Raw genomic sequence first — 24,579 nt, forward strand, 5'->3', positions numbered from 1 at the left:
TCAAACTCTCTCCTGCACGAAACTATTAACCGCTTGTCCGTCACTCAGAACATCAAACGGGTCATCAAACTGCTCGTCGAACGACTCTGCAATCTGCAACAGATCAGGACTGCGCGGTGGTCGCCCCTCGGGCGAGTTCAGCAGCGGAATAGAGGCGATCAGTTTCTGGGTATAATCCTGTTGCGGGTCAAGGAAGATCTGCCGCACCGTGCCCTGCTCCACCAGCTCGCCATAGCGCATCACACATACCCAGTCACACAGGTTGGCGATCACACTCAGGTCATGGGAGATAAACAGGATGGTCAGCCCCAGCTCATCTTTCAGCTGTTTCAACAGATTCAGAATTTCCGCCTGAATCGACACATCCAGCGCCGCAACCGATTCATCCGCAACAATAAATTTGGGGTTGCACACCAGCGCCCGGGCGATGCTGATGCGCTGTCGCTGACCACCGGAAAACGCATGGGGGAAGCGGCGCAGGTGCTCCACCTCAATATGGCAGCGTTTCGCCACCTCGATCACCCGCTGATCGGTCTCGGCGCGGTTTTTCGTCAGTTTCATCGCTTCCAGCGGTTCCGCGATAATATCGCGCACCGTCATCCGCGGATTCAGCGAACTATAAGGGTCCTGAAACACCAGTTGCGCGGTGCGCGCCAGCCGTTTGCGTTTAATCGCTTTGCCGGCGCCAAACTTCACTTTCTTTTTGGTGTGATGGTATTCAACATGACCGCTGCTGATCGGTGCTGCCCCCAGCATCGCCTTACCCAGCGAGGTCTTGCCGGAGCCACTCTCGCCCACCAAACCGATAATCTGCCCTTCCGGCAGATCCAGGCTGATATTCTTCACCGCGCTAAACAGCTCCGTTTTGCGCCCCTTACCCGACACCGGATAGCTGATCGACAGATCCTTCACCGACAGCAGCGGCTCCGGCGTATGTTGCGGCGCTTCCGGCAGATTTTCCAGATGCGGCAAGGCATCCAGCAGACGACGGGTATAGGGGTGTTGCGGCTGAAACAACACCTGGTCAGCACCGCCCGCCTCGACCACTTCGCCCCGCTGCATCACCGTCACATTATCGGCAATTTTGGACACCACACCGAGATCGTGGGTGATAAACAGCATCGCCATCCCCAGCTGTTCCCGCAGTTCCATCATCAGGTCCAGCACCTGCGCCTGAATGGTCACATCCAGTGCGGTAGTGGGTTCATCGGCAATCAGCAGTTTTGGCTGAGTCGATAGCGCCATGGCGATCATCGCCCGCTGACGCATGCCGCCAGAGAGTTCAAACACATACTGATCAAAGCGTTTCGCCGGATCGACAATACCGACCCGGTCGAACAGTTCGATACCGGCGCGACGGGCCTGATCTTTGTCATAGCCCAGATGGATCTGCATGGTCTGAATAATCTGATCACTGATGCGGATGGCCGGAGCAAAGCTGGCCATCGGCTCCTGAAAGATCATCGACACCGCATCACCGCGCACCAGCCGCAGATCACGACCGCGCAGTTTCAGAATGTTCACATCCTGCCCCTGATGGTTCAGAGTGATCTGGCTGGGATGCTGAATCACCGCATTACCCGGTGCCAGGCGCATAATGCTTTTTGCCGTAATCGATTTGCCCGAGCCACTCTCCCCCACCAGCCCCATCACTTCACCGGGACGGATGCTCAGATTGAGATTATCCACCGCCCGTACCCGACCCTCATCGGTATTAAAATCGATAGTCAGGTCGCGAATCTCAAGTAAATTTCTGCTTCCGGTCATCACTTTTTCTCCGAATAGGGATCAGCGGCATCGCGCAGGGCATCACCGACAAATACAAACGCCATAATCAGGAACACAAACACCAGCACCGGAAAGAACTGCCAGACCATATTCTGCTGAATGTCCGGGTCCTGCGCTTTTTGCAGCAGCACTCCCAGACTGTTGACCGGCTCGGTCAGCCCTAATCCCAGGAAGCTGAGGCTGGTTTCCGCCAGAATCACATAGGGGAAGTTGATCAGGGTGTCGACGATGATATAGCTGGTAAAACTGGGGATCAGATGACGCCAGATAATCCGCCAGGTGCTGGAGCCACACAACTGTGCTGCCAGCACATAATCCTGATTACGTTCGGTGAGAATATGGGTGCGCAGCCGCCGCCCCAGAGTGGCAAAATCCAGTGAGCCAATCACCACGGCAATGGCAAAGTAACGCTGCACCGGGGTCAGATCGAGCTGCGCCAGCGCCACGGCACAGGCGAGGTAGATCGGTATCGGCGGAATCACCCGTACTGCTTCGGTGATACTCATCATAATGGTGTCTACCCGGCCACCAAAATAACCGCTGACACCACCGACAAACAGCGACGCAAACAGCTTCACCACCAGCGCCACAATGGCGATACTGATGGTCACCCAGACTGCGTGCAGGGTGCGACTGAAGACATCCTTACCATCCTCATCGGTGCCCATCAGGTGGATCTGCCCCTGCTCAACGCCGAACAGATGCCGGTCCCAGCGCAGGTCCAGATTCAGACCGCCCACGCTCAGATCGATCAGACTGTACTCCCAGCCTTTAACAAAGAACTGAATATAGCGGCGCTGCTGCTTATCCACCTCAAACTGGTTCTGGCTGGAGGAGTTCAGCGCACCGCTGGAGGTAAACGCATCCAGTGCATCCAGGCTGCCACCGGCCAGCGCCTTCAGATCTATTTTGCTTTTCGCTTTGGTATAGGTGTAGGTGAACGGTCGCAGCGAGAAACCGTTATCATCCCAGAAGTAGATCAGCTGTGGCACTCCGCGCCGGTACTCAGCATCGGCACCGCGAATAGTCGGATCAACCGGGGAAAAGAATCCGGCAAAAAACCCCATCAGCACCAGCGTACCCAATATCCAGGCCGCTACCACCCCGGAGGTTTTGCGTTTAAAGCGCGCCTTAATCAGCGCCAATTGTCCGGCGGTGTAGTAAGACTCATCATTTTCTGGCTTCTGTTTACGCCGGAAGCGGGCTAATAGTGCAGTCATCATCAGTTCCCCAATACACTCTTACGTACACGTGGATCGATTGCCGCCAACACCACATCGGTTATAAAGTTCATACTGATCACCACCAGCGCCACCAGAAACAGAATACCGGCCGCCAGTTCCTGATCGTTGGTCATAGACAGCGCCTCGATCAGCAAGGCCGCCGAATCGGTCAGGCCGATCACCACCGCTACAATCGGCAGATCATTAAACACCCGCTGAAAGTCAAAACCGATGGAGTTAAACAGTGGGCTGATGGAGTGACGCACCGGATAACCCGCCCAGAGAGCAACCCCGTCTACGCCCCGGGCGCGGGCCGCATCGACATAGAGCTTATTGGACTCATCCACCACCAGCGCACGCACCGTTTGCAGCTGCAACGCAGTGGCCGACCAGCCGATAACGAAGATCGGCAACCAGATATGACCGAGAAAGTCATACAGTTTGCCGGTGCTAAAACCATCAGCGCCAAACCAGGGCACATTGGCCCACTGGTCGGAAAACAGCCCGGTAGGCATCGGCTCGCCAGCAAACACATAAAGCAGAATAATCGTCAGCGCCAACAGAAAGTTAGGCAGCGCCAGGCCCAGATAACTGATAATTCGCAACAGCAGATCCAGCACTTTTTGCAGGCTGAGAATCGCCGTGCCGAGCAGCTGTTCGGCTTTGCTGTGTTGTGGGTTTTTATCCGTCCAGGATTTATTAATGGTGAACGCGGACAGGATGCCAAACGGCACTGCGATCAGATAAGCGAATACCAGCCCGGCAATACAGAACATAAAGCTCATCCAGAAACGGTCGCCCAGTGCCAGATTCACCGACTGACGCTTGGCACAACTAAAGCCCAGATCGCCGCGCAGGGTCAGGTTGGTGACCCAGCGGCCCCAGCGTTCCGGCAGTGACTTATCCAGCCCCATACGCACCCGTTCTGCCTGAATATCCGCCTGAGTGATGGTCTCGCCCTGGGTGTTTTTATAGGCGATATACTTCTCGGCACAGTCCCCTGGCAACACCTCCATCAGCGAGAATACGATGCCGCTTACCAACAGCAGGGTGGCCAGCGCCAGCAGATAACGATTGAACACATAATTAAAATACTGACTGTCGCGGCCACTCCACCACAGCAGCCCGCCGACGCTGAGGAGAATCCACAGCAGCCAGGTAGCAGATAAAAATTGAATAATCACCATGATGGCCTCAACAATAAGCGCTTTTTAAACACACATTTCTCGACAGAGTTTTGCTTCAGCTTACTCACCCAATTCCCAGTGCTGAGGATTGGGTGAATAAACTGCGTTTAACCGATAAACGACTAAAAGGGAGAGACACGGCCTCTCCCTTTTACAGGCAGTTAAGGGTTATTTGCCCAGATACCACTGAGTTGGCAGGTAGGGATACATGCGATAGAACTCATACGAGGAGGTCTTTGGCACTTCAAAGTTTTTCAGCGCATCGCTGTAATAGACGGGAGAAACCGCTTTTACCGTACCGATGATAAACAGGTCATCCACCACCCGGTCAGCGATCTGGCTGCCCACTTTGTTAGACTCTTCCGTACCCGCTTGCAGAGTCACGAAGCGATCCGCCAGTTTCTTCATCTCAGCGACAGTCGCAGGCGGGGCAACACCTTCAGCACCGTTAGTGTCGAGATACTGCGACCACAGCATACCGGTACGCAGATCGAAGAAGCTGCCATACGGCGGCACCAGGGTCTCGGTGTTGCTGGCGATATTGGCCAGCGGACGGCCCATCACCCAGCTCAGCACACTCAGGTCGTTGGCTGTCTGAGAGTTACGGTACTCATCTGAGGTCACTTCCTTAATGGTGGTTTTCACCCCCACATCGCTCCAGCTTTTTGCCACGATCTCAACCACTTCAGTGGGGGTACCCTGAGTGGCGTACTGGATGTTCAGCTCAAATTTCTTACCGGATGGCAGATCCCGCAGGCCATCACCGTCTTTATCCACAACACCGGCTTTGTCCAGCAGTTCACCGGCCAGTTTCGGGTCGAACTGAATCCAGCTGTTTTTCTGTTTATCAGTGATAAACGGCGTGGTATCAGCGTCAAACCCGGTGTACTGGGTGGGTGTACCCAGTCCGAAATAGGCGATCTCATTGATCTGATTACGGTTCATGGCAACCGACATCGCCCGGCGGAAGTTAACGTCGTTAAACACCGCCCGCTTCTCGATATCTTTATCGGTCAGGTTGAAAGCGATGGTGGTCTGCGCGATGGTCGGACGCAGCGCCACGGTATATTTGCCCTGCTCTTTGTTTTCCAGCAGCACCGGTGCCTGCGGCAGGTTAACCGCCTGGGCTTTATAGTCGACATCACCGGAGATCAGCTTCGCGGTCTGAATATCTTCATCGCCGATAAAGACTTCGTTAATCTCATTGATATAGGGCAGTTGGTTACCCGCCGTATCCACCTGGAAGAAGTAAGGGTTAGCCACCAGGTGACGTTTTTCCAGGGTATCTTCAACCACCAGATGCGACTCAAGGGTCGGCATAACGGCGGTGTAGCCGGCTTTCACCAGACGTTCAGTGGCGGCTTTATCTCTCAGCAGCGGCGTCGGGATATCTTTCCAGTCAGACTGACCGTAATAGAAGTTAACCAGCGCATAGCCGTCGTCGAAGCCCAGTGACTGCGCCAGTTTATCGGCATCTTTGTTAAAGGTTGGGTGGAATTTTTCCAACAGATGCTTGGGCAGGAATGGCTGGGCATAGTCCTGGGCAAAATTATCCAGATAACCCGGCGCCGGTTCATTCATGGTGAACTGCACGGTGGTGTCATCCAGGGCTTCAACTTTCACCGGCTTACCAGCCGACAGGAAGCGATCTTTTGGCTTCTCAATAACATGACTGTCCATCAGCATGTTGTTGTACCAGAAGACAATATCGGCGGCGGTAAACGGCACACCATCAGACCACTTATGGCCTTTGCGCAGGTTCACTTTCAGTACGGTGAAGTCAGGGTTCCATTCCCAGGATTTCGCCACGTTAGGCACGACAGTTGCCAGGTCATCGCTGAAACGTACCAGGTTTACATGGCGCACAGACAACAGATCAGAGGTGCCGGACTCAGTCGCTTTAGAGATGCCATCCAGCACACCGCCATACACACCGATGCTCTGGTAAGGGGCAATCACTAATGGCTCCTGCGGCAGGCGCTGGGCCAGGGGTAACAGTTCAGGGTTACCGGCTATGCGACTATTGAGTTGACTGATCGCCGGGTTTTCACTGAAGTTCAGGGTGCAGCCCTGCTGGCTTTCAAATTCCGCTTTTTCAAACAGATGTGGATAGGCACCACCCGCGTCGGGTCCGGTAACCGCCGGGCATGCAGCCAGTGCGTTACCCGCCATCAGTGCCATAGCACCTGCGATGAAAAGTTTAGACATGGTTTTGCTCCTGTCGTGATAAGGGTTGATCGTGGGTTGGGGTAGATCGGTTTAACTCTGAGGCAGTCGATTTCGGAGCGGTCCATGTCGGAGCTGTCCATTTCGGAGCTGTCCATTTCGGAGCACTCCATTGCAGCACTGGCCAGTTGCGCTGACTGGCAATCGCCAGCAGCGGTTGATCGGGATTAGCGGCCACCGGGAATGCAACCTGTTCCAGCAACGGCAAATCATTAATGGAATCACTGTAAAACAGCGCGCCGTCGAGGCTCTCCTGCTGCTCCGCCAGCCAGCTATGCAGGCGGGTCACCTTGCCTTCGCGGAAAGTCGGCACACCACGGACATCACCGGTATAAACGTTATTCTCGGTGTGCAGCTGAATCGCCAGCAGATCACTGACCCCCAGCTGCACCGCCACTGCCCTGACAATAAACTCGGAGGTGGCAGAGATAATCAGCGGCCGCAGCCCCTGCTGTTGATAATCGGCCAGCAACTGCCGGGCTTCGGGATAGATTCGCGGGGTGATATAACGCGCCACAAACGCGGGCATCAAGGCATCAATCTCATCAACGGAGAGATGCATCACCGGCTCCAGCAGAAAACGGATATAGTCAGCCAATACCAGCGTCTGCGCATGATAGCGCTGCATCATCAGCGCATCCTGTTGCAGAAAATCGGCCGCAGCGATCCCCTCATCCACCAGAAACTGGCAGAACAGAGTGCAGCTGTCACCGGCGAGCAGGGTTTCATCCAGATCAAAGATCGCCAGGGTCATCGGTTCAGCCCTTGATTAAGCCCTTGATTAAGCTCTTGATTAAGCTCTTGATTAAGCTCTTTGTTCAGCAGCGCAGCCGCCACCGGCTTCTGATGGCCTTCAATTCCCAGCAGCTCACACACCGTGCCGCACAGTTCAAGCTGCCGGGGAGCGGCATCCGCATCATGGGAGAAGCCATCACCGATCACATAGAGGGGGACGTCACGCTCCTCAGCCAGGGTACCGCCATGGCTTTTGTCGATATTCATGCCGTGATCGGCGGTGATCAGAATCTGATAACCCGCGTCGATCCACTGCACCAGGTGCTCAGAGAGATAAGTATCAGAATGGCGGGCGGTATTGCGATAGTGAGCACTATCTAACCCGGCCCGGTGACCGGCATCGTCGATATTCATCGGATGTACCAGGAGAAAATCGGGATCATGCTGACGACGCAGCCATTCAGCGTCCAGATAGAGGTGGCTATCCGGGTATTGATCCTGATGGTAGAAGATACCGTGCTGAATCAGCAGTTCAGGATCATCGGTAAAACGGTCACGCACCGCATCGTAGGGGCAGCGGTTATACAGCTCACTAAACCAGTGATAGGCCGCCGCTGCGGTGGTTAGTCCGGCACCACGGGCCAGACTAAAGACACTTTGCTGATCAGAGTTGCGGACAATATGGTTGTGAACAATACCGCTCTCGGCGGGTGCGACACCGGTGAGAATCGCTTCATACAGTGGCCGTGACATCGACGGCAATTCAGACTGCAGTTTATACAGCGTCGCCTTTCGTCCTGTCGTCTGGCTTAGTTCCACCAGCCCCTGAATAAATCCCATACACTGCTGCGCGGTCTCATAGGCAAGACCATCCAGCACCACCAGTATCACTTTGTTCGACATATCTTCAACCAGACCCGAATTGCATATCATGGGTCAGAAGCTTACGGACGAATTGTGAATCCCAGAGGACAGATAAAAGATATTTTTATTACAACCCTATAGAAACAGTTGTAAGGCAAAGTTTTAGTTATACATCTGAATGATGAGTTACGTTGAAAGAAGCCATTGAGCGCCCTTACTGAAAGGCAGTCGTAGGCAGAAAAAGCAAACTCGCTATCTGGCAGCAGAAGCAAGGTAGCGGCGTCTGAGTGACCCCATCAGCCGCTAAGATAAAGCCTGAGCGATTACTGCATCAGGACATATTCACCCGGCGCATCACGCAGCACAGGATAACCCTTATCCGGTGCACCGGTTTGCGGCGGTTTGATCTCGCCTTCGGAGTGCTGTCTCAGCCAGGTCTGCCATTGCGGCCACCATGATCCCTCCTGGGAGGGAGTGCGTTCGCTCCACTCTTGAGGCGAAACATACTGATCCGTGCTTTTCATGGTTTCGATCTGATAATGGCGGTGCGGATGCCCCGGTTCACTGACAATACCGGCATTATGACCACCACTGGTCAGCAGGAAGGTGACATCGGTGTCGGTGAGCAGCTTGATTTTGTACACCGAGCGCCAGGGAGCCACATGGTCTCGCTGCGTCCCCACAGCAAACACCGGCACCCGGATATCGGTGAGGGCAATGGGCCGTCCGTCGACAATATAGTGCCCCTCTGCCAGATCATTGTTGAGAAACAGATCGCGCAGATATTCGCTGTGCATCTTATAAGGCATGCGGGTGGCATCGGCGTTCCAGGCCATCATATCGTTCGGTGGCGTACGCTTACCGAGCAGATAGTTCTCGATCATCCGCGACCAGATCAGATCACGGGAACGCAGCAGCTGAAACGCGCCGACCATCTGATGGCGGTCGAGATAGCCCTTGTCCCACATACTGTCTTCCAGCCACGCAAGCTGATCTTCGTCGATAAACATCAGCAACTCGCCCGCTTCCTCAAAGTCGACCTGGGCGGCAAACAGGGTGATGCTTTTCAGCCGGTCATCGCCCTCCCGCGCCATTGCTGCGGCAGCGATGGACAGCAGTGTGCCGCCAAGACAGTAACCGACAGCATGAACCTTCTGTTGCGGCACGATGGCATTGATCGCCGCAAGCGAGTCCATAATCCCCTGCTCACGGTAATCCCCATTGCCCAGTTCACGGTCTTCAGCCCCGGGATTTCGCCAGGAGATCATAAATACCGTATGCCCCTGATCCACCAGATACTTCACCAGCGAGTTTTCCGGAGAAAGATCAAGGATGTAATATTTCATAATCCAGGCGGGGACAATCAGCACCGGCTCAGCGTACACATCCGCCGTTGCCGGGGCATACTGAATCAGCTCGATCAGGTGGTTCTGATACACTACCTTGCCCGGCGTCACCGCGATATTGCGACCGACCTCAAACGCTTCCATGCCAACAGCAGGCTTTTTCTCGACTGAACGCTGCCAGTCCTCGATAAAGTTACGGGCCCCCTGATAAAAATTAAGCCCCCCCTGCTCCTGCGTCGCTTGCTGAATGCGCGGATTGGTCAGAGGGAAGTTGAGTGGTGACCACATATCCAGCAGCTGCCGGGCGATAAACGGACGGATGGCGGCGTGGTGCTGTGTCATCCCGCGAACAGCAGTGGCTTCATCCCACCAGCGCTCGGCTTGCAGGAACGCCTGCTGGTAAAAATTATAAGGCCACTGCTGCCACGCCTCATCATCAAAGCGCTGGTCCTGAGGCAATGGCTCAACACAGCTCTCCGATGGGTTCTCTGCCAGCTCCGGCCCCAGAGCCTGACATACGGCAAAACGGGCAAGAAACTTCATCTTCTCGGCCGCACTTTGAGCCAGCAAAGCCTGTTTACCGGGAGAGAGGGCCAGATGGCTGATCCAGTCCATATAGGTTAAACCCAGAGCGACCGGCGATACTCCGTACACCTTCCCCAGCACCGCATGCAGGATGCGGTCGATCTCCGGCACATCATCGGTCGTCTCAGAAAACGATGGCAACTTATGATGTGGACCGATAAAAGAGGGTTCTGCCTGCGGCGCTTGCGATGACGCGGCAACTGCTTCGTTGTCTGGTTTCAGATCTGGCGTTGTTGTTAATGTCAATGACATGTTGAACTCCTGTTCTTCTGGCCATCCAGCATCTGAACGGCCCCTATCCTCAAGGCATTACGATCATCGCACTGCCCGATATTTATCTACCTGACCGACGGCGGGTATCAGCATGTTGGCAGCCCATGGGGAGCCTCAGCTAATCTGTATGACTACTGACAACCGGCTTCCGTTCCATCCTGCGCCGCAACCACTGTTCACTGATAAACATAGTCGTCTTACAGCTGCGCTGTCTATGACTCAAATCCAGATTATCCCGAATCGATGACAACCCGGATACAGAGGGTAAAAAACCGCAAACAAGGGAACTGTCAAAGGCAGTAAGATAACCCTATCCGGGCAGGAATACCCTTTGAAAGTGGTGCGTCATGCCGGTGAGATGGGCAGGAAACAGGCAGAGGAGACCCTCTGCCATTCAGGTGCCTGTCAGGCCAGCTGTTGTTGGTATTGCTGGTGATACTGGACAATATCTTCGATGGTCAGCACCGGCATCTGATGAAGGTGGGCAAAAGCAACGATCTCAGGGGTTTTGGCCATACTACCATCGGGGTTGGTCAGTTCGCAGAGAACCCCCGCCGGGGCTAACCCTGCCATCTGCATCAGGTCTACCGTGCCTTCAGTATGACCGCGGCGGGTTAAAACGCCCCCCGGACGCGCACGCAGGGGAAAGATATGCCCTGGACGGGCAAGATCGCTGGGTTTGGCGTCGGCACAAATAGCGGTTTGGATGGTGGTCACCCGGTCCTGAGCCGAGACGCCGGTGGTGACCCCTTGCCGCGCTTCAATTGACACCGTAAAAGCGGTCTGATTCTGACTATTGTTGACAGTCACCATCGGAGGCAACTCCAGTTGATCGGCCTGAGCATCCGTCAGGCACAGGCAGACAATTCCACTGCCTTCACGGATCATCAGCGCCATCTGCGAGGAGGTAAGACTTTCTGCGGCATAAATGATATCCCCTTCATTCTCGCGGTCTTCATCGTCTAAAAGCAGCACGCCCTGACCATGTCGAAGGGCTTCAAGGGCGCGTTCAACACGCAGAACAGGGTTACCGAATTCGGTAAGTAAAGAAAACTGATTCATGGTTTAGCTCCTAAAATTTAACCAGAATCAGGGCTGTTTTTGAGGGATTAAAAGCAACACCAAACAAAAATGGGCAGACGTGATTACGCCCACCCGGTATCTGATGTGTTTATTCATTCTCTCTCATCCGGACTATCACCGTCGGCTCTGGCATTGGACCAGATCTGCTGACCTCGACGAATCGAGCGCTCGTGGGCTTACCTGGTGACTGTCTGTACGCAGCACCCTGTCTACCACCGGTGGGGAATTACACCCCGCCCTGAGAATTTTAATCACAAAGTTATAACCGGCAACGATTGCCGACTAAGCACCACTACTCAGTAAGTTACTAAGTCAGCGACGCTGATGATCATGTTAATTCCTTATAATGCAGAGGTGAAGCAGAATCTGACGACAAACATTCGCACGTGACTTGATTTGCCACACATTCTTGCGTTTTTTGCCATTGCGATGGCAGGTGGTTTTGCTTAAGTTCAGATATCCTGTTCTTACTCATAGAGAATAATAAGCATGGAATGCAAAATGACTCACAAAACAGTTCTTTCCTCCCTGATAACAGTGCTAATGGCGTCTCAGATTCAGGCGGCGGATTTCAGTAATACCTATTATTTTGGCGATAGCCTCACCGACTCCGGCTCATTTCTACCGCTTCTGCAGGTGGTCGACCCGACGTATAGCGGGGCCGCTAAATTCACCACCAACCCAGGCCCCGTCTGGTCTGAACTGCTCGCCGGTCAGTATGGGGTAACGCTGAGCCCTGCCAACCAGGGCGGCACTAACTATGCGGAGGGCGGTGCCCGCATTAGCGGCAGCCCCGGTATTGGAGCGGCGCCTGCCAGTGGCGCAACACCAATTGCAACCCAGGTACAAAATTACCTGAGCGCTAATGGCGGTGTTGCTGATCCCAATGCCCTGTACACACTCTGGGGTGGAGCCAATGATATCTTCTGGATCGCTGGCGGCGGCGTGCTTCCGGCTGACATCACCAGTTATATCACGACCACCACCGGCGAGCAGGTACAGGCACTAGCCGCACTGAAAGCGGCGGGGGCACGTTATCTGCTGGTGCCAACCCTGCCCGATATCGGCGCAACCCCCTTTGGCGCGTCTCAGGGGACAGCCGGTGCCGCCAGCCTGACCGCTCTGTCTGCGGGTTATAACAGTGTTTTACTGGCTACTCTGCAGGCGAGTGGTGTCGAGGTGATACCGGTCGACATGTTTACACTGCTTAAGGAGGTTTCAGCACAACCCGCAATGTATGGTTTTACCAATGTTACTACGCCTGCGTGTGGAACAACGTCATCACTGCTCTGTGTTGAAGGTGCGGGAGGGTATGCTAGCGGAACTGACCAGACATTCCTCTATGCGGATGGTGTGCATCCAACCAGTGGCGGCCACCAGATTATCAGTGATTACGTGCAGAGTGTTCTCACCGCGCCGGCCTTTGCCGAAGGTCTGGGGCGTGCTGTTCACTACCAACAGCTTGCCCTGGTTGATTCAATTGATGGGCGGCTGGCACAATCTTTTCTGCAAGCAGAAGACAGTACCGATCTGTGGGTTATCGGAGAGGGCGGTACGGGCAACGCCGAACTTGAGGGCAGCCGGGCCTCTGTCGGGGCAGGTATTACCCAGCGTAATGCCGATCACAGTTTCGGCTTTGGTTTTCATGTCAGCCGTGACGATGTTGACCTGTCGGGTGGCTCTGTCGAGACCCAAGCCCGATCCTTCAGTCTGTACAGTGGCTGGCAACGTTCCCAATGGCAGTGGCAGACCAGTATTGTCGTCACCAAAGGTGACTACGACACCCGTCGTAAGGTTGATCTTGGACCAGCGACACGCACCGTTAAAGGCAGCACCGAGGGAACCCAGATCAGTATGCAACTGGGCGTAAACTACCTGTTTAGCAGTGACTCCCTGAGTCATGGCCCCATTGCGCGACTGGGCTACCAACTGCAGGATCTGTCTGGATTCACCGAAGAGAGCTCAACCGGCAGCGCCACGGCGATGAAATATGACAGCCAGACCCGTAATCAATTCACCGGCAGTCTGGGCTGGCAATTGCAGTCGACACAAGGGCGCTGGCAACCTTTCGCTGCGGCAGTCTGGACACAGAGTTTCGGTAACGATCCAGACCCGGTCTCAGTTGCGCTGACCAGTATGCCCAACAACCGCTTTAGTCTGCCATCTGTCAGCGAGGATGACAGTTATGGTCAGATTACGCTGGGCATCAATGGCCAGATTTCAGAACAAACCTCATTGAGTGGCCGCGTTGTGCAGATGGTCGCCAACGATGATAGTGAAGATACACGCCTGAGCCTGGCGCTTAACTTTAAGTTCTAAAAGAAAATATGGACTAAAAGATAAAGAGAGGTTGATGTTTGAGGCACATCCCGATTACTGCTATTGGGATTCGTGCCTCAAACCCACCTAGCGGAAGTAAAGAAGAGTGAGAAAAAGCGACAGATTTTTTGCAGCAAGTGACCCTGCCCGACGCTATAGGTTTTATCATGTTTGCTCAGGCTGGATAATGAGTGCTTATTTTGCTAGCAGGTTATTACGCCCTTTATGACGACATACCAAATGTATCTTGTGATGTGGTAAGGGGAGGCTAAATCAAGGTTATACTTACTCCAATGTTTAATATCGTAGAATCGAAAGATAAAAAATTTATTGAAGAGATGAATCTTCTTCTCAGAATGAGAGGGCTAGAGTCTGTCGTCAACGCTCTTGGTCAAGATGCTGCGGGTAATACAATCTATGCTGTCCAATCCAGTTTAGTTGATCATCATGAAAAAGGGCTTCATTTGATATTGAGTGATCGTGCATTTTTATCTGACGTTATTAACCCTCAGTATTTAGAAATTCTGTATGGTCTCAGGGGAGGAAATTCAGACGATATAGTGAGTCTTATTAAAAGCCCACGCATTCTTAAAATGTGGGCTATCACCGCAGTTATTGTTTTAGGGTTAGTGATCTTTATCAACTGAGAAATAAAGAGGTTCCGATAAATCACCTCAGCCTCCTCTGTGTTCTCTGTGCCCTCTGTGCCCTCTGTGGTGATATTTGAGATCATTCAGTCGCTGCTATGACCAACATCTGTGCTCAGCGAAAACTCTAATACGCTTCCCTGCTCCTTAGTCAGCATTGCTGCGTATCTCCCGATTCAATGCCGCCCCCAGGCGATGAAAGTAACGCTGAAACGCAGCGTTGATTCGCTGTCGCTGCTCGCCTTGCGGATAAAGGCCGTGCCGGGCTTCAGCTGTGGCTTTCGTCCCGGAGACCAGAAAATTATTCGAAATAGCCGCATCCTGAACAAAGGCTTCAAAAGACCGGGCGCACAGTTCTTCAACCTGGCTGTAGTAAACCTGATTCATCTCCCTGTCGATCTTAACGGATGCCTCAAACAGCTCACTGGGAGACTCACCATTCTCATCTAACATTATGGCTTTGAAGCAGGCGTACAAATCATCATTCAAGGGATGAACCACCGGCGTCGCATCTGCCAGCCAGGCTGTTGACGCAAACATCCCTGTCGGGGCATCAGCAAACGCCATACCGCCGAGGTAGTGGTCCAGCGCATGAAACCACTCATGGGCAATACTGCCAGGCCCGGCATTTTTAGCCAGCGAGAAGCACCGGATGGATGGCTGATAATGCGCCGCGACACCGGGACGCCCACCGATCCCATACTGCAAAGACAGGGTTCCGCGCAGGGATATCAGCGTCTCGGGACTGTTTAAGATGCTCATCAGATCCACCAGTGCATCATAAAACAGTCCGGCGGCCCTTTCCTGTTCCGGCTGCGTCACCCAGCGACCAATGCCGATGGTTCTGAAATCAAAGCGTTTTCTGACATCAAGGAAGGTAACGGGTTGCCCCTGTCGGACAACGGGGCCATGGCGATAAAATTCACGGGATAAAGTCATAACTGCAGAAATACCATAAAAACGGTTTCTTGGGAAAAGCCGCAGCTATTTTGTTCATTACCTATCTGACCGATACCGGAAGGTGCCGCCCTTCACAGAAACGGCATAAACCTCGTTAATCTGCGGTTATTGGCCGGGGTTTGCTTCGACACTCTGTAGCAAACGCTGCTCAATCTCTGCCGCAGGCACCGGTTTGCCAAAAAAGTAGCCCTGCATCTGCTGGCAATGGTGCTGTAACAGAAAATCATACTGCTCTTTGGTTTCCACTCCCTCTGCAATCAGTTCCATTTTCAGGCTTTTAGCAATACCAATAATCACTTCAGTGATTGCGGTATCGTCCTCTCTCTCAGGAATCCCCCGAATAAAGGACTGATCGATCTTGATCTTATCGAAGGGCAGATTTTTCAGGTAAGCCAGACTGGAGTAACCCGTGCCAAAATCATCCACCGAGAGTCGCACCCCCTGTTTACGCAACTCATTAAGGATACGGACAATTCGCTGAGTATCCCGGATCAGCGCGCTTTCTGTTATTTCCAGTTCCAGATATTCGGCTGGCAGGCCATGTCGGCAAAGCGCGGCCATCACCTTCGCAACAAAATCGGGCTGGCGCAGCTGCACCGCTGAAATATTCACCGCCATGGTCAGCTCAGGCATGCCGAGATCAAGCCAGCGCCGTGCCTGAAGACAGGCCTGGTTTAAAACCCAGTCGCCAATGCCGTTAATGATACCGCTTTCTTCCGCCGCCGGGATAAACTGGGCCGGGGATATCTCCCCCTGTTGCGGATGGTGCCAGCGGATTAAGGCTTCGACGCCGGTGATCTGTCCGCTGGCTCCGTCAACCTGCGGCTGATAGTGTAAAATAAACTCCTGATTCAACAGCGCAGAGTGCAGATTTTTATCCAGGGTAACGCGGTTAAGCACCCGGGCATTCATCTCCTCAGTGAAGAAATGAAAGCCTCGTCCCCCTTCTGCTTTGGCCTGATACATGGCGGTGTCCGCGTTCTTCAGCAGCGTAACAATATCGGGACCATCCTGTGGATAGACACTGATACCGATACTCGCCGTAACCCGTAGTTCGTGCTCATTGACCACAAAGGGAGGATCAAGCTCATCGATCAGTCGTTGCGCCACTTCTGCCACCCGGGTCAGGCTGGCATACCCCCGCAACAGAACGGCAAATTCGTCACCTCCCTGACGGCTGATAGTGTCCTGATCCGTCAGACTTTGCCGCAAACGTTCTGCCACCTGTACCAACAGCTTGTCACCCACTCCATGACCGAGGGTGTCATTAATATCCTTGAAGTGGTCCAGATCAATAAACATCAGCACCAGATCCGCCCGGCGGCCCTTTGTCTCAGCCAGTGCCGCCGCCATCCGTTCTTCCAGAAGAGCCCGGTTTGGTAAGTCCGTCAGTGGATCATGCCCGGCAAGATGTCGCATGCGTTGCAGTGTTATTTCGTAAGCCGAGGTCATGCGTCCCGCCAGCGCCAGTGCCGAGTCGTAACTACGCAGCCAGACTACAATCCAGCCTAACAGTACACCGCCCAGGACGACGATGCCGACAATACTCCAGCCTAGCTGCTGGTACCATGCTGACAGCTGATCGCTCTTAGTGTGGCCGATAATCAGGTAGAGCGGATAGGGGCCGACCTTACGCACCATATAACTGCGTTCCACATTATCCACTACAGAGATGGTCGTGTACTGGGTATCGCTGGCACCACTGGCGATAAAATCACGCAACAGTGGACTCATGATAGGTTTACCCAACTGTTCCTGTGTCGCGGGGAAACGCGCCAGCATGCGCAACTTTTCATCAACCAGAGTCACACTGTACGGTTTTCCCAGATTGAGAGACGCATAAAAGTTCTCGAAAAATTCGGCTCGTACAGCTGCCTGGATCAGCCCTGCAAACTCCCCCCTGTCATCATTGATACGCCGACTGACAGTGACCACCCAGTTATGGGTGATGCGGGCAAACAACGGTTCAGAGATGACCAATTCGCCGTTAGGGTCGTCACGATTATGTAAAAAATATTCCCGATCACTGATAGTCGCGGAATGGAGAACACCACTAGCATCGTAGATAAACCGTCCCTGAGCATCCGCCACACGAAGACTCTGTGATTCACCAATCAGCGCAAGGTGAGACGCCAGTATCTGATTCATAACGGAGGGGGCTGGGCGAAGGTCTGCTGGCGTTTCGGAGAGTTTTTGCTGCACGGAGAGCAGAACTGTATCGATCTTTTTGAGGGTAGCATCAGCCTGACTCACTAACACCTTCGCCAGACTCGTCTGCTGAGTCAGCACCGTTTCTAACTCCCGCTCTCTGGCATGGTACAGGCTGAGGGAGATCAGCACGATGTAACTGACAAAGGCAAAAATAGCAAACGCAATGATTGCAGCACGCCGCCGCCATTCAATGCGGGAATAACGAAGAGGCTTGTTCACAGATACACCAACGCAGCCTAACTGAGAGAATGACCATTCTATGACATTCTCACAGTATAAAACCAGTCAGCTTCATAGCCTGCTTTTTTTCACGCTAATAAGTTGTTTTCAATCAAGAAAAACGGTGCTTAAGCGGACTGACCCGGGCTATCTCTAAGCCCGACAGCTCTGAGTGTAAACCCGCCCGCTCAGTTAAACGTCTGTTGGCTCATTTCGATATCAACCCCTGCTGTTTGTCCCAGTCCCGGTAGTTAAACACCTGTCCCTCTGCCCGCACCCGGGCAATTGACTCCAGATCCAGCTCGGCATAGACCCACTCGGCCCGGTCTGGCGAGCCTTCAACCAGGATGCCGTTATCGGGAAAACCATAATCGACCGGAGTGTAGATGCTGGCCCGGCCGGTGTTGACGTCGACCGCCTCTGACCAATCCGCCCGGCCAAAGGTGGGGGATTGCAGCACATAACACTGATTCTCCAGAGCGCGGGCCTGACAGCCGATCCGTACCCGGTGGAAACCGGCTTCAGTATCAGTACAACTGGGCACCAGTATCAGATTAGCCCCGGCTTCAACCTGCTGCCGGGCAATCATAGGGAACTCTGAGTCGTAACAGATATTGATACCGAGTTTGCCGATATCAGACTCTATCACGTTGATTTTTCTGCCTGCCGCCACCCGCCACTGTTCATTTTCGAAGCGGGTCATGATCAGTTTGTCCTGATAACCGATCAGGCCATCCGGGCCATAGAGGTTAGCGCGGTTGCGAAACGAGCCATCCGGTTGCTGCAGCGGGAAAGAGGCCGCTAAGATCATCAGATCAAACTGCCGTGCCAGCTCGATATGTAACGCCTGCCATTGCGAATAGAGAGGCTGCATCGCGTCCAGCTGACCATGAAGGTCTTTATAGACAGTATTCCCCAGCAACGATGGTAGCTCCATGCTGCCATATTCCGGAAACAGCAGCAGTTTCGCCCGGTTATCGGCGGCGGTTTTTACCCAGCGGGTTAACTTGTCGCCATAATCTGCCCATTGGGTAAAAAAACCGATGTCATACTGAGAGACCGCTACTTTGACGTTTTTCATCCACTGCTTCCAAATCTAACTGCACCCATATCGGCCAGACCATCTGACTAAGTGCTTTACCTGATTTACAACCGTTTCATCCAGAAGGTCATCGGCTTGGGCGATTCATAAGGTTCGCCTAACTCTTTCCAGCTGAATGTGGTGCTCAGCTCCGGCTGTTTACGGTAACCCCGTTTACGCCAGAAGCTATCAAGGGGCTGATAATCAGCGGGCCGGGCCGGATGGTCATCGGGACGCTGCACGCCACAAAAACAGCACAAGTCAAAGCCGCCAACTGCACGGGCATGAGCCTCCCGCTGCTGAAAAAACTCAACCCCCGCCCCCTGCCCCCGATAAGCGGGGAGCAGCACCGATTCACCACAATAAAACACCCTGTCGAGATCAAAACCAGCATCAATAAAGGGCTGCTTCACTTCCTGTGTTTCATGCTGCAACGGGATACCGGTGGAGGCACCAACAACGCGGTCACCATCGAAGGCTAACACGATGACACTGTCAGGTGCCTGAATATAGGTTTGCAGGTAACGCTCTTCGTAGGCCAGATCACCGTCATAGAGATAGGGCCAGTCACGAAAAACCCGGATGCGCAGTTGCGCCAGTTCAGGAATATAGTGCGTTAATCCTTCACCAGAGAGTCGTTTAAACCTCAGCATCGCTGATCAGCCCGCCACCTGAGCAATCCAGTCTTGCAGATTGTAGTAGTTGGTCACCCTGGCAACCTGCCCTGCGCGGATATCAAAGAAAGCACCGGCAGGCAGATTGTATCGCTGTCCGTTTGCTTCAGGCAGTCCCTCATCAGTCGACAGGTATTCGCCTAATACGGTGAACTCGACGGCCGCACGGTCACCCGCTTCGTTGGTGGTGATAGAGATATCAACGATCTCCTCTTTGTAATGGGCGTTCATGCGCTGCATAAACTGTGAAAAAGCCGCTTTACCCACTTCCCGGTCACCCTGATTGATGTCATGAATAACATCATCGGTGAGCAAGGCTAAAAACGCAGCCATATCCTGACGGTTAAAGGCGGCATAATAATCGGTTAACAGTTGTACGGTTGCCTGATTCATAAAGTCCTGTCCAAAGTCGCTACAGATTGTCGCGATCTGATAAGAAAGCCTGAGCGCACCATTTTATGACATAAATCCTGTGATTCAATTACTTAAAAGGAGGTAACCCCTGCTGCACCATGGTACTTGCGCTATCGGCAACAGGCTTGTCCCAAAGCGACCCGATATCCAGTCAAAACCGAGACGCTGGGGATACGTGAACGGAGCAGACTTAATGGAGTACTTCCGGCAATGCTGATGGCCATTTCTGCTGTGTACATACGCACACATGCCATCTCTCTGAGTCTGTCCTGGTATAATTCAGGCACAAAAAAGCCCCCATCATTGCTGATGGGGGCTTTTTAGAATACGACTTAAATTATGCAGCGTCTTTAGCAGGCGCTTTCGCAACTGGAGCAGGCGCAGCAGTCACAGATTCTTTAGCAGCAGTCAGGATAGACTGAACTTCAGCAAAATATGCTTTAGTGCTTTCTGCAGCAACCTGAGCTTCGGTCTGCAGTGCTTCAATCTTAGCTTTAGCTTCTTCTGATTTAGTCGTTACAAAAGCAGTAAAAGCTTCAACGTCTTTGATTGAAGAGAAAACTTTGAAATCAGCCTGAGCCTGAGCAATCTGTTTCTCAAGAGCAGCTTTCTGAGCTTCAAATGCTTTCGTGAAGGTTGCGGTGTTCAGTTCGATCAGCTTCTGCACTGGAGCGCCAAAAGCGGAGAAGTCAGCAGCAGGAATAGTCTTAAACATGATGTGTACCCATCTGGAAATTTAGTTGATGAAGTGATGGTACAGCCTGCTATGTTGCAGTGCAACAATTATCTGAAGATATACTATTAATTTTCTATTAAATAATTAAATTAAAAGAAGATATGCCGAAAAAATAATTTTGTGCGATTGCAAAATACACTGTCATTACATGCCCTTAGGGGAAATTCAGTACGCTTTTTATCCCACAGAAGAAGCCCCTCTTTTTCGCGGTGATCTATACGGTACAGATCAATAAAGCCGGAAAGTGTGTTTAGCCAGACTGAACACACGGAGATAAGTCTCAAACAGGTTAGTCGGACAGCATCCCGGCTAACAGGTCAAACACCTTTCTGACGCGCAGACTGGTATGCAGCTCCCGGTGACACACCAGCCACAGGGGCAAAACCATCGGCGGGCCGAACGACTCAAATGCACGCACAAACGTGGGTTCCTGGTCGCCGACAGGCTGAGGAAACAGCCCTAACCCCAGGTGGCGTTTAACCAGCTCCCATTGCATCAATTGAGAAAGGGTTACAACCCTGATGTTCTCTGCGGATAACGACCAGCCATGGCTACCGCTGTTGAGCAATTCCTGCAACCGGTTATTTTGTTCAAAGCCGATGATCTGAATAGTATTTAACAGCTGGGCAGAGGTAACGCCCTGATAGGGAGCCAGGTATTTCGCTGTACCATACAGCCAGATCGGGTCTTGCCGCAGTTTGCGCACGATCAGATCGGGCTGCGTAGGACGAAAGCTACGCAGGGCAATATCCGCCTCCCGCTGTTTCAGATTAGCCACCTCATGGGACACCTGCAGATCCAGTGTGATGCCGGGCAGCTCAGTGCGAATACGTTCAATTACCGGCGGTAACATAAATACCGCTTCAAGTTCACTCACGGCGACGGTCACGGTTCCCTCCAGGGTTTGCGACTGTCCTGATGCGGCCAGTGATAAGCGACTGGCGGCCTCACCCATCGCCTGCACATGGGCTACCAGCCCCTGTCCGGCCTCCGTCAGTTTCAGCCCCTGCCCCACCCGTTCAAACAGGGTGACGCCCAGCTCAGACTCAAGCGCTGCCACCTGTCGCCCCAGCGTTGGCTGAGTCAGGCCCAGCGCCCGCGCACCAGCAGACAGAGACCCCTCCTCTACCGTCACCAGAAATGCCCGCGCCCTGTTCCAGTCAAAATTCACCGCTTTCCAGTCCACACGACCCCCTCTGCTATCCATACAAATATCCATACAAATATGCATACATAGCAGGCATTTTTTGCCAATTTAGCCTGCATAAATAACTAAGTAAACTATTTGAGGTTTATATCTGTTCTGAAAAGGATCAACGGTTTGAAAACTATCAATGAAATTCGACTGGCACGTCTGGCAGGCTGTCTCTATCTGCTGCTGATTCCGATGGGAGTATTTGGCATACTCTATATACCCCAGTGGATTGAAGTTGCGGACGATAGCAGCGCAACCCTGGCCAGTCTTGCAGTTCACGCAACCACAGTACGCCTGAGTATTCTCTGTGCTTTCGCGATTCAGCTTACCCAGCTGTTTCTGGTGATCGCACTCTATTATCTGCTGCGTCCTTATGGCGTGATCGCTGCCCGGTTTATGGTGCTATTCACGCTGGTCACCATCCCCATTGCGCTGTTCAATGAGCTGAGCCATATCACCGCACTGCTGCTACCTGAATCCGACCTGCTCCGCGGAGTATTCAACCCACAGCAACTGAATGCTCTCACCCTGTTCCTGCTGGAGCTACACCGGCAGGGTATCATGATCGCCCATCTGTTCTGGGGGCTGTGGTTAATGCCGATGGGTTATCTGGTATACCGCTGCGGCTTCCTGCCAAAAATCATCGGCCTGTTACTGATTATTGCAGGTATCGGTTACTGCCTCGACACGGTCACATTCTTCGCGTTTGCCACTGACCGTTACCTGATTGCCCAATATACTTTTCTCGGGGAAGTGTTACTGCCAATAGCACTGTTATGGCAGGCGTATACAAGGTCGAAAATGCTGTGCTCACATAACGCTCAGTCCCCTGTCTGACGTTGTTCAGGAACTCCACTGCTGGCTGCTTTCATGAAAACTTTTAACAATGGCGGCCAGCTTGTCAGCATCAATCGCTTTGCAGATTTTATTGGCCGGTTTTTTAAACGTTGGCGTATCCTCTGCAGCCACCATAGCATTGATGACCGACTCCTCAACCACTTCAACGGCCGCCATATAAAAGTCGTCAAACACCTCATCGTTAAGGCACTCCATGCTACCCATCGCCCCCGACAACTGAGGCAGATCTTTAACATTAGCAGTGCTGAAGGCGAGAAAGATATCTCCGGAATTATTACCACCCGGCGAGCCATTACGACCAATACCGATCGCTGCCCGCTTGGCCAGCCGTTTTAACTGGTGAGGCAGCATCGGCGCATCGGTCGCCAGTATGACAATAATCGACCCCTGCTCATGCACTGCATGGATACGATCGCCGGTCATTAGCTTACCTACCGGTGCCCCCAGTACATTCAACCAGGGGCGAATTCCATGGTTGGCCTGCACCAGTGCCGCAACCGTATAGCCACAGCCATCAACTTCAACAATACGCGATGAGGTACCGGTGCCTCCTTTGAAATCATAGGCTATCATGCCGGCCCCACCTCCGACATTACCTTCGGCGATCACCCCCTCTTTGGCATCATCCAGGGCATCCAGGGCATCCTGTTCGGTGACATGCAGGGCATTGATGTCATTAAGAATACCATCAAAGGTTTCGGCAACCACCGGCATTGCCCAGAGGTGATTATTCTTCCAGGCTTCACCGTACTGTTTAATGGTCCACTTAACCGCCGCATGATGGGTAATCCCTATGCCGTGGGAGTTAGTAATCATTATCGGACCGGTAAAATAACCACCATCCTGAATCCAGTGTGTGCCGGTCATCTCGCCATTACCATTGAGTGCATACATTCCTGCCCAGACCGGTTGTGGAGTGGTGGTCCGTCCACGGGGAAGAATAGCGGTCACGCCAGTGCAGGCGGGAGATACCGGATCATTGTTAATCAGGGTTTTATAGCCAACTAATACACCAGGAACATCGGTGATGGCATTGTTTGGCCCGGTCCTGCCAGGAAACGGCAATTCCAGAGCGCGTGCTCGTAGTTTGGTCATCATCACAACCTGCTAATCCTTAGTGTGTGGCATTTTTAGATTTGAAGTAGATTCCTGCCGACGCAATAATGACTGAGAACATCAGCATTAAGGTGGCAATGGCGTTGATCTCCGGCTTAATACCCCGCCGGATCATACCCAGAATAAACACCGGCAAAGTGGTCGAATCAACGCCGCTGATAAAGTAGGTAATCACCAGATCATCCATCGAGATAATAAAACTCAGCAACGCCCCACCGATTACACCGGGCAGAATCAGCGGCAGCGTCACGCGACGAAATGTCTGCCACTCATTGGCTCCCAGATCAGCCGATGCGGCTTCGGTGATAGGATTCATCCCTGCCAGACGAGAGCTCACCACGATAAAGACATAGCTGGTTAAAAAAGTGCAGTGACCGATGATGATAGTGCCATTGCCCAGGGTAAATCCGGCGCCGACAAAGAAGATCAGCAGAGCAATACCCAGCACAATATCGGGCATCACCATGGGCACAAACAGTAACATGCGATAGAAAGATTGCAGTCTGAAGCGAAACCGTGCCAGCGCCATGGCTGCACTGGTGCCCAACAGGGTCGCCACCAGGGTGGCACTAGTGGCAACAATCAGACTGTTTTTCAGCGAACTGAGCAGTTGATCGGTAGACTCCACATAGATAGCAGACTCTGACAGCGTATTGGTCATACCGAAAATACTGCGATACCAATCCAGGGTAAAACCATCCCAGATCATGATATTGATCGGGTTTGAATTGAACGAGTAGATCACAATCAGCGCGACCGGGGCATACAGAAAGATAAAAAAGAAGATACTGTACGTTGATAACAGGCGCCCTAAAACCGTTTGTTTCTTCATCAGATGC

At 52.9% G+C, this 24,579-nt stretch carries 20 protein-coding genes and 1 riboswitch; of the genes, 3 read left to right on the forward strand and 17 right to left on the reverse strand.

Going from position 1 to position 24,579, the window contains the following annotated elements:
- The 8 genes from ACQY8X_RS08750 to ribB all read right to left on the reverse strand — a co-directional run bounded on the left by ACQY8X_RS08750 (position 1) and on the right by ribB (position 11,289).
- Positions 1–1,767: a dipeptide ABC transporter ATP-binding protein gene (locus ACQY8X_RS08750; RefSeq protein ID WP_428034761.1), complete on the reverse strand. Its 1,767-nt coding sequence runs from the start codon at positions 1,765–1,767 to the stop codon at positions 1–3.
- Positions 1,767–3,011 (reverse strand): ABC transporter permease, encoded by a 1,245-nt coding sequence (locus ACQY8X_RS08755; protein ID WP_428034762.1) that lies wholly within the window; start codon positions 3,009–3,011, stop codon positions 1,767–1,769. Before ACQY8X_RS08755 ends, ACQY8X_RS08750 begins: the two co-directional genes overlap by 1 nt.
- Positions 3,011–4,198: an ABC transporter permease gene (locus ACQY8X_RS08760; RefSeq protein ID WP_428034763.1), complete on the reverse strand. Its 1,188-nt coding sequence runs from the start codon at positions 4,196–4,198 to the stop codon at positions 3,011–3,013. Before ACQY8X_RS08760 ends, ACQY8X_RS08755 begins: the two co-directional genes overlap by 1 nt.
- A 168-nt stretch (positions 4,199–4,366) precedes the next feature.
- Positions 4,367–6,406, reverse strand: coding sequence for an ABC transporter substrate-binding protein (locus ACQY8X_RS08765; RefSeq protein ID WP_428034764.1), 2,040 nt, complete (start codon positions 6,404–6,406; stop codon positions 4,367–4,369).
- A complete protein-coding gene (locus ACQY8X_RS08770; RefSeq protein WP_428034765.1) occupies positions 6,399–7,178 on the reverse strand; it encodes an HAD family hydrolase in 780 nt (259 codons plus the stop codon). Before ACQY8X_RS08770 ends, ACQY8X_RS08765 begins: the two co-directional genes overlap by 8 nt.
- Positions 7,175–8,062, reverse strand: a complete 888-nt coding sequence (locus tag ACQY8X_RS08775; protein WP_428034766.1) for an alkaline phosphatase family protein — start codon at positions 8,060–8,062, stop codon at positions 7,175–7,177. The genes ACQY8X_RS08770 and ACQY8X_RS08775 overlap by 4 nt, the downstream gene beginning before the upstream one ends.
- Before the next feature lie 284 nt (positions 8,063–8,346).
- Positions 8,347–10,206: a PHA/PHB synthase family protein gene (locus ACQY8X_RS08780; RefSeq protein ID WP_428034767.1), complete on the reverse strand. Its 1,860-nt coding sequence runs from the start codon at positions 10,204–10,206 to the stop codon at positions 8,347–8,349.
- A gap of 426 nt (positions 10,207–10,632) precedes the next feature.
- A complete protein-coding gene (ribB, locus tag ACQY8X_RS08785) occupies positions 10,633–11,289 on the reverse strand; it encodes a 3,4-dihydroxy-2-butanone-4-phosphate synthase (RefSeq protein WP_428034768.1) in 657 nt (218 codons plus the stop codon).
- 111 nt (positions 11,290–11,400) lie between these two features.
- Positions 11,401–11,560, reverse strand: a riboswitch (FMN riboswitch).
- Between the two features lie 251 nt (positions 11,561–11,811).
- On the opposite strand from ribB, the gene ACQY8X_RS08790 reads away from it, so the two are divergent.
- Both ACQY8X_RS08790 and ACQY8X_RS08795 read left to right on the forward strand, forming a co-directional pair.
- A complete protein-coding gene (locus ACQY8X_RS08790) occupies positions 11,812–13,629 on the forward strand; it encodes an autotransporter domain-containing protein (RefSeq protein ID WP_428034769.1) in 1,818 nt (605 codons plus the stop codon).
- Between the two features lie 293 nt (positions 13,630–13,922).
- Positions 13,923–14,276, forward strand: coding sequence for a hypothetical protein (locus ACQY8X_RS08795; RefSeq protein ID WP_428034770.1), 354 nt, complete (start codon positions 13,923–13,925; stop codon positions 14,274–14,276).
- 147 nt (positions 14,277–14,423) lie between these two features.
- Here ACQY8X_RS08795 and ACQY8X_RS08800 read toward each other — a convergent pair whose 3' ends face one another.
- The 7 genes from ACQY8X_RS08800 to ACQY8X_RS08830 form a co-directional block, all read right to left on the reverse strand.
- Positions 14,424–15,215, reverse strand: a complete 792-nt coding sequence (locus ACQY8X_RS08800; protein ID WP_428034771.1) for a CLCA_X family protein — start codon at positions 15,213–15,215, stop codon at positions 14,424–14,426.
- A gap of 126 nt (positions 15,216–15,341) precedes the next feature.
- Positions 15,342–17,666 carry a putative bifunctional diguanylate cyclase/phosphodiesterase gene (locus ACQY8X_RS08805; RefSeq protein WP_428034772.1) on the reverse strand — a complete coding sequence of 775 codons (2,325 nt, stop codon included), beginning with the start codon at positions 17,664–17,666 and terminating at the stop codon, positions 15,342–15,344.
- A 208-nt stretch (positions 17,667–17,874) separates the two neighbouring features.
- Complete coding sequence (locus tag ACQY8X_RS08810; protein ID WP_428034773.1) at positions 17,875–18,747, reverse strand: carbon-nitrogen hydrolase family protein; 873 nt, start codon at positions 18,745–18,747, stop codon at positions 17,875–17,877.
- Between the two features lie 65 nt (positions 18,748–18,812).
- Positions 18,813–19,400, reverse strand: a complete 588-nt coding sequence (locus ACQY8X_RS08815; RefSeq protein ID WP_428034774.1) for a GNAT family N-acetyltransferase — start codon at positions 19,398–19,400, stop codon at positions 18,813–18,815.
- Positions 19,401–19,406: 6 nt separating this feature from the next.
- Positions 19,407–19,814: a ketosteroid isomerase-related protein gene (locus ACQY8X_RS08820; RefSeq protein WP_428034775.1), complete on the reverse strand. Its 408-nt coding sequence runs from the start codon at positions 19,812–19,814 to the stop codon at positions 19,407–19,409.
- A 358-nt stretch (positions 19,815–20,172) separates the two neighbouring features.
- Positions 20,173–20,550, reverse strand: a complete 378-nt coding sequence (locus ACQY8X_RS08825) for a hypothetical protein (protein ID WP_428034776.1) — start codon at positions 20,548–20,550, stop codon at positions 20,173–20,175.
- A 310-nt stretch (positions 20,551–20,860) separates the two neighbouring features.
- Positions 20,861–21,778 carry a LysR family transcriptional regulator gene (locus ACQY8X_RS08830; RefSeq protein ID WP_428034777.1) on the reverse strand — a complete coding sequence of 306 codons (918 nt, stop codon included), beginning with the start codon at positions 21,776–21,778 and terminating at the stop codon, positions 20,861–20,863.
- Positions 21,779–21,892: 114 nt separating this feature from the next.
- Here ACQY8X_RS08830 and ACQY8X_RS08835 point away from each other — a divergent pair, with 114 nt between their 5' ends.
- Positions 21,893–22,603, forward strand: coding sequence for a DUF4386 domain-containing protein (locus ACQY8X_RS08835; protein WP_428034778.1), 711 nt, complete (start codon positions 21,893–21,895; stop codon positions 22,601–22,603).
- A gap of 6 nt (positions 22,604–22,609) precedes the next feature.
- Here ACQY8X_RS08835 and ACQY8X_RS08840 read toward each other — a convergent pair whose 3' ends face one another.
- Together ACQY8X_RS08840 and ACQY8X_RS08845 are read right to left on the reverse strand one after the other, a co-directional pair.
- A complete protein-coding gene (locus ACQY8X_RS08840) occupies positions 22,610–23,722 on the reverse strand; it encodes a P1 family peptidase (protein WP_428034779.1) in 1,113 nt (370 codons plus the stop codon).
- A gap of 16 nt (positions 23,723–23,738) precedes the next feature.
- Positions 23,739–24,572 (reverse strand): ABC transporter permease, encoded by an 834-nt coding sequence (locus tag ACQY8X_RS08845; protein ID WP_428034780.1) that lies wholly within the window; start codon positions 24,570–24,572, stop codon positions 23,739–23,741.
- Positions 24,573–24,579 lie beyond the last annotated feature (7 nt).

The sequence above is a fragment of the Amphritea sp. genome, assembly GCF_050300915.1.
Taxonomy (GTDB): Bacteria; Pseudomonadota; Gammaproteobacteria; order Pseudomonadales; family Balneatricaceae; genus Amphritea.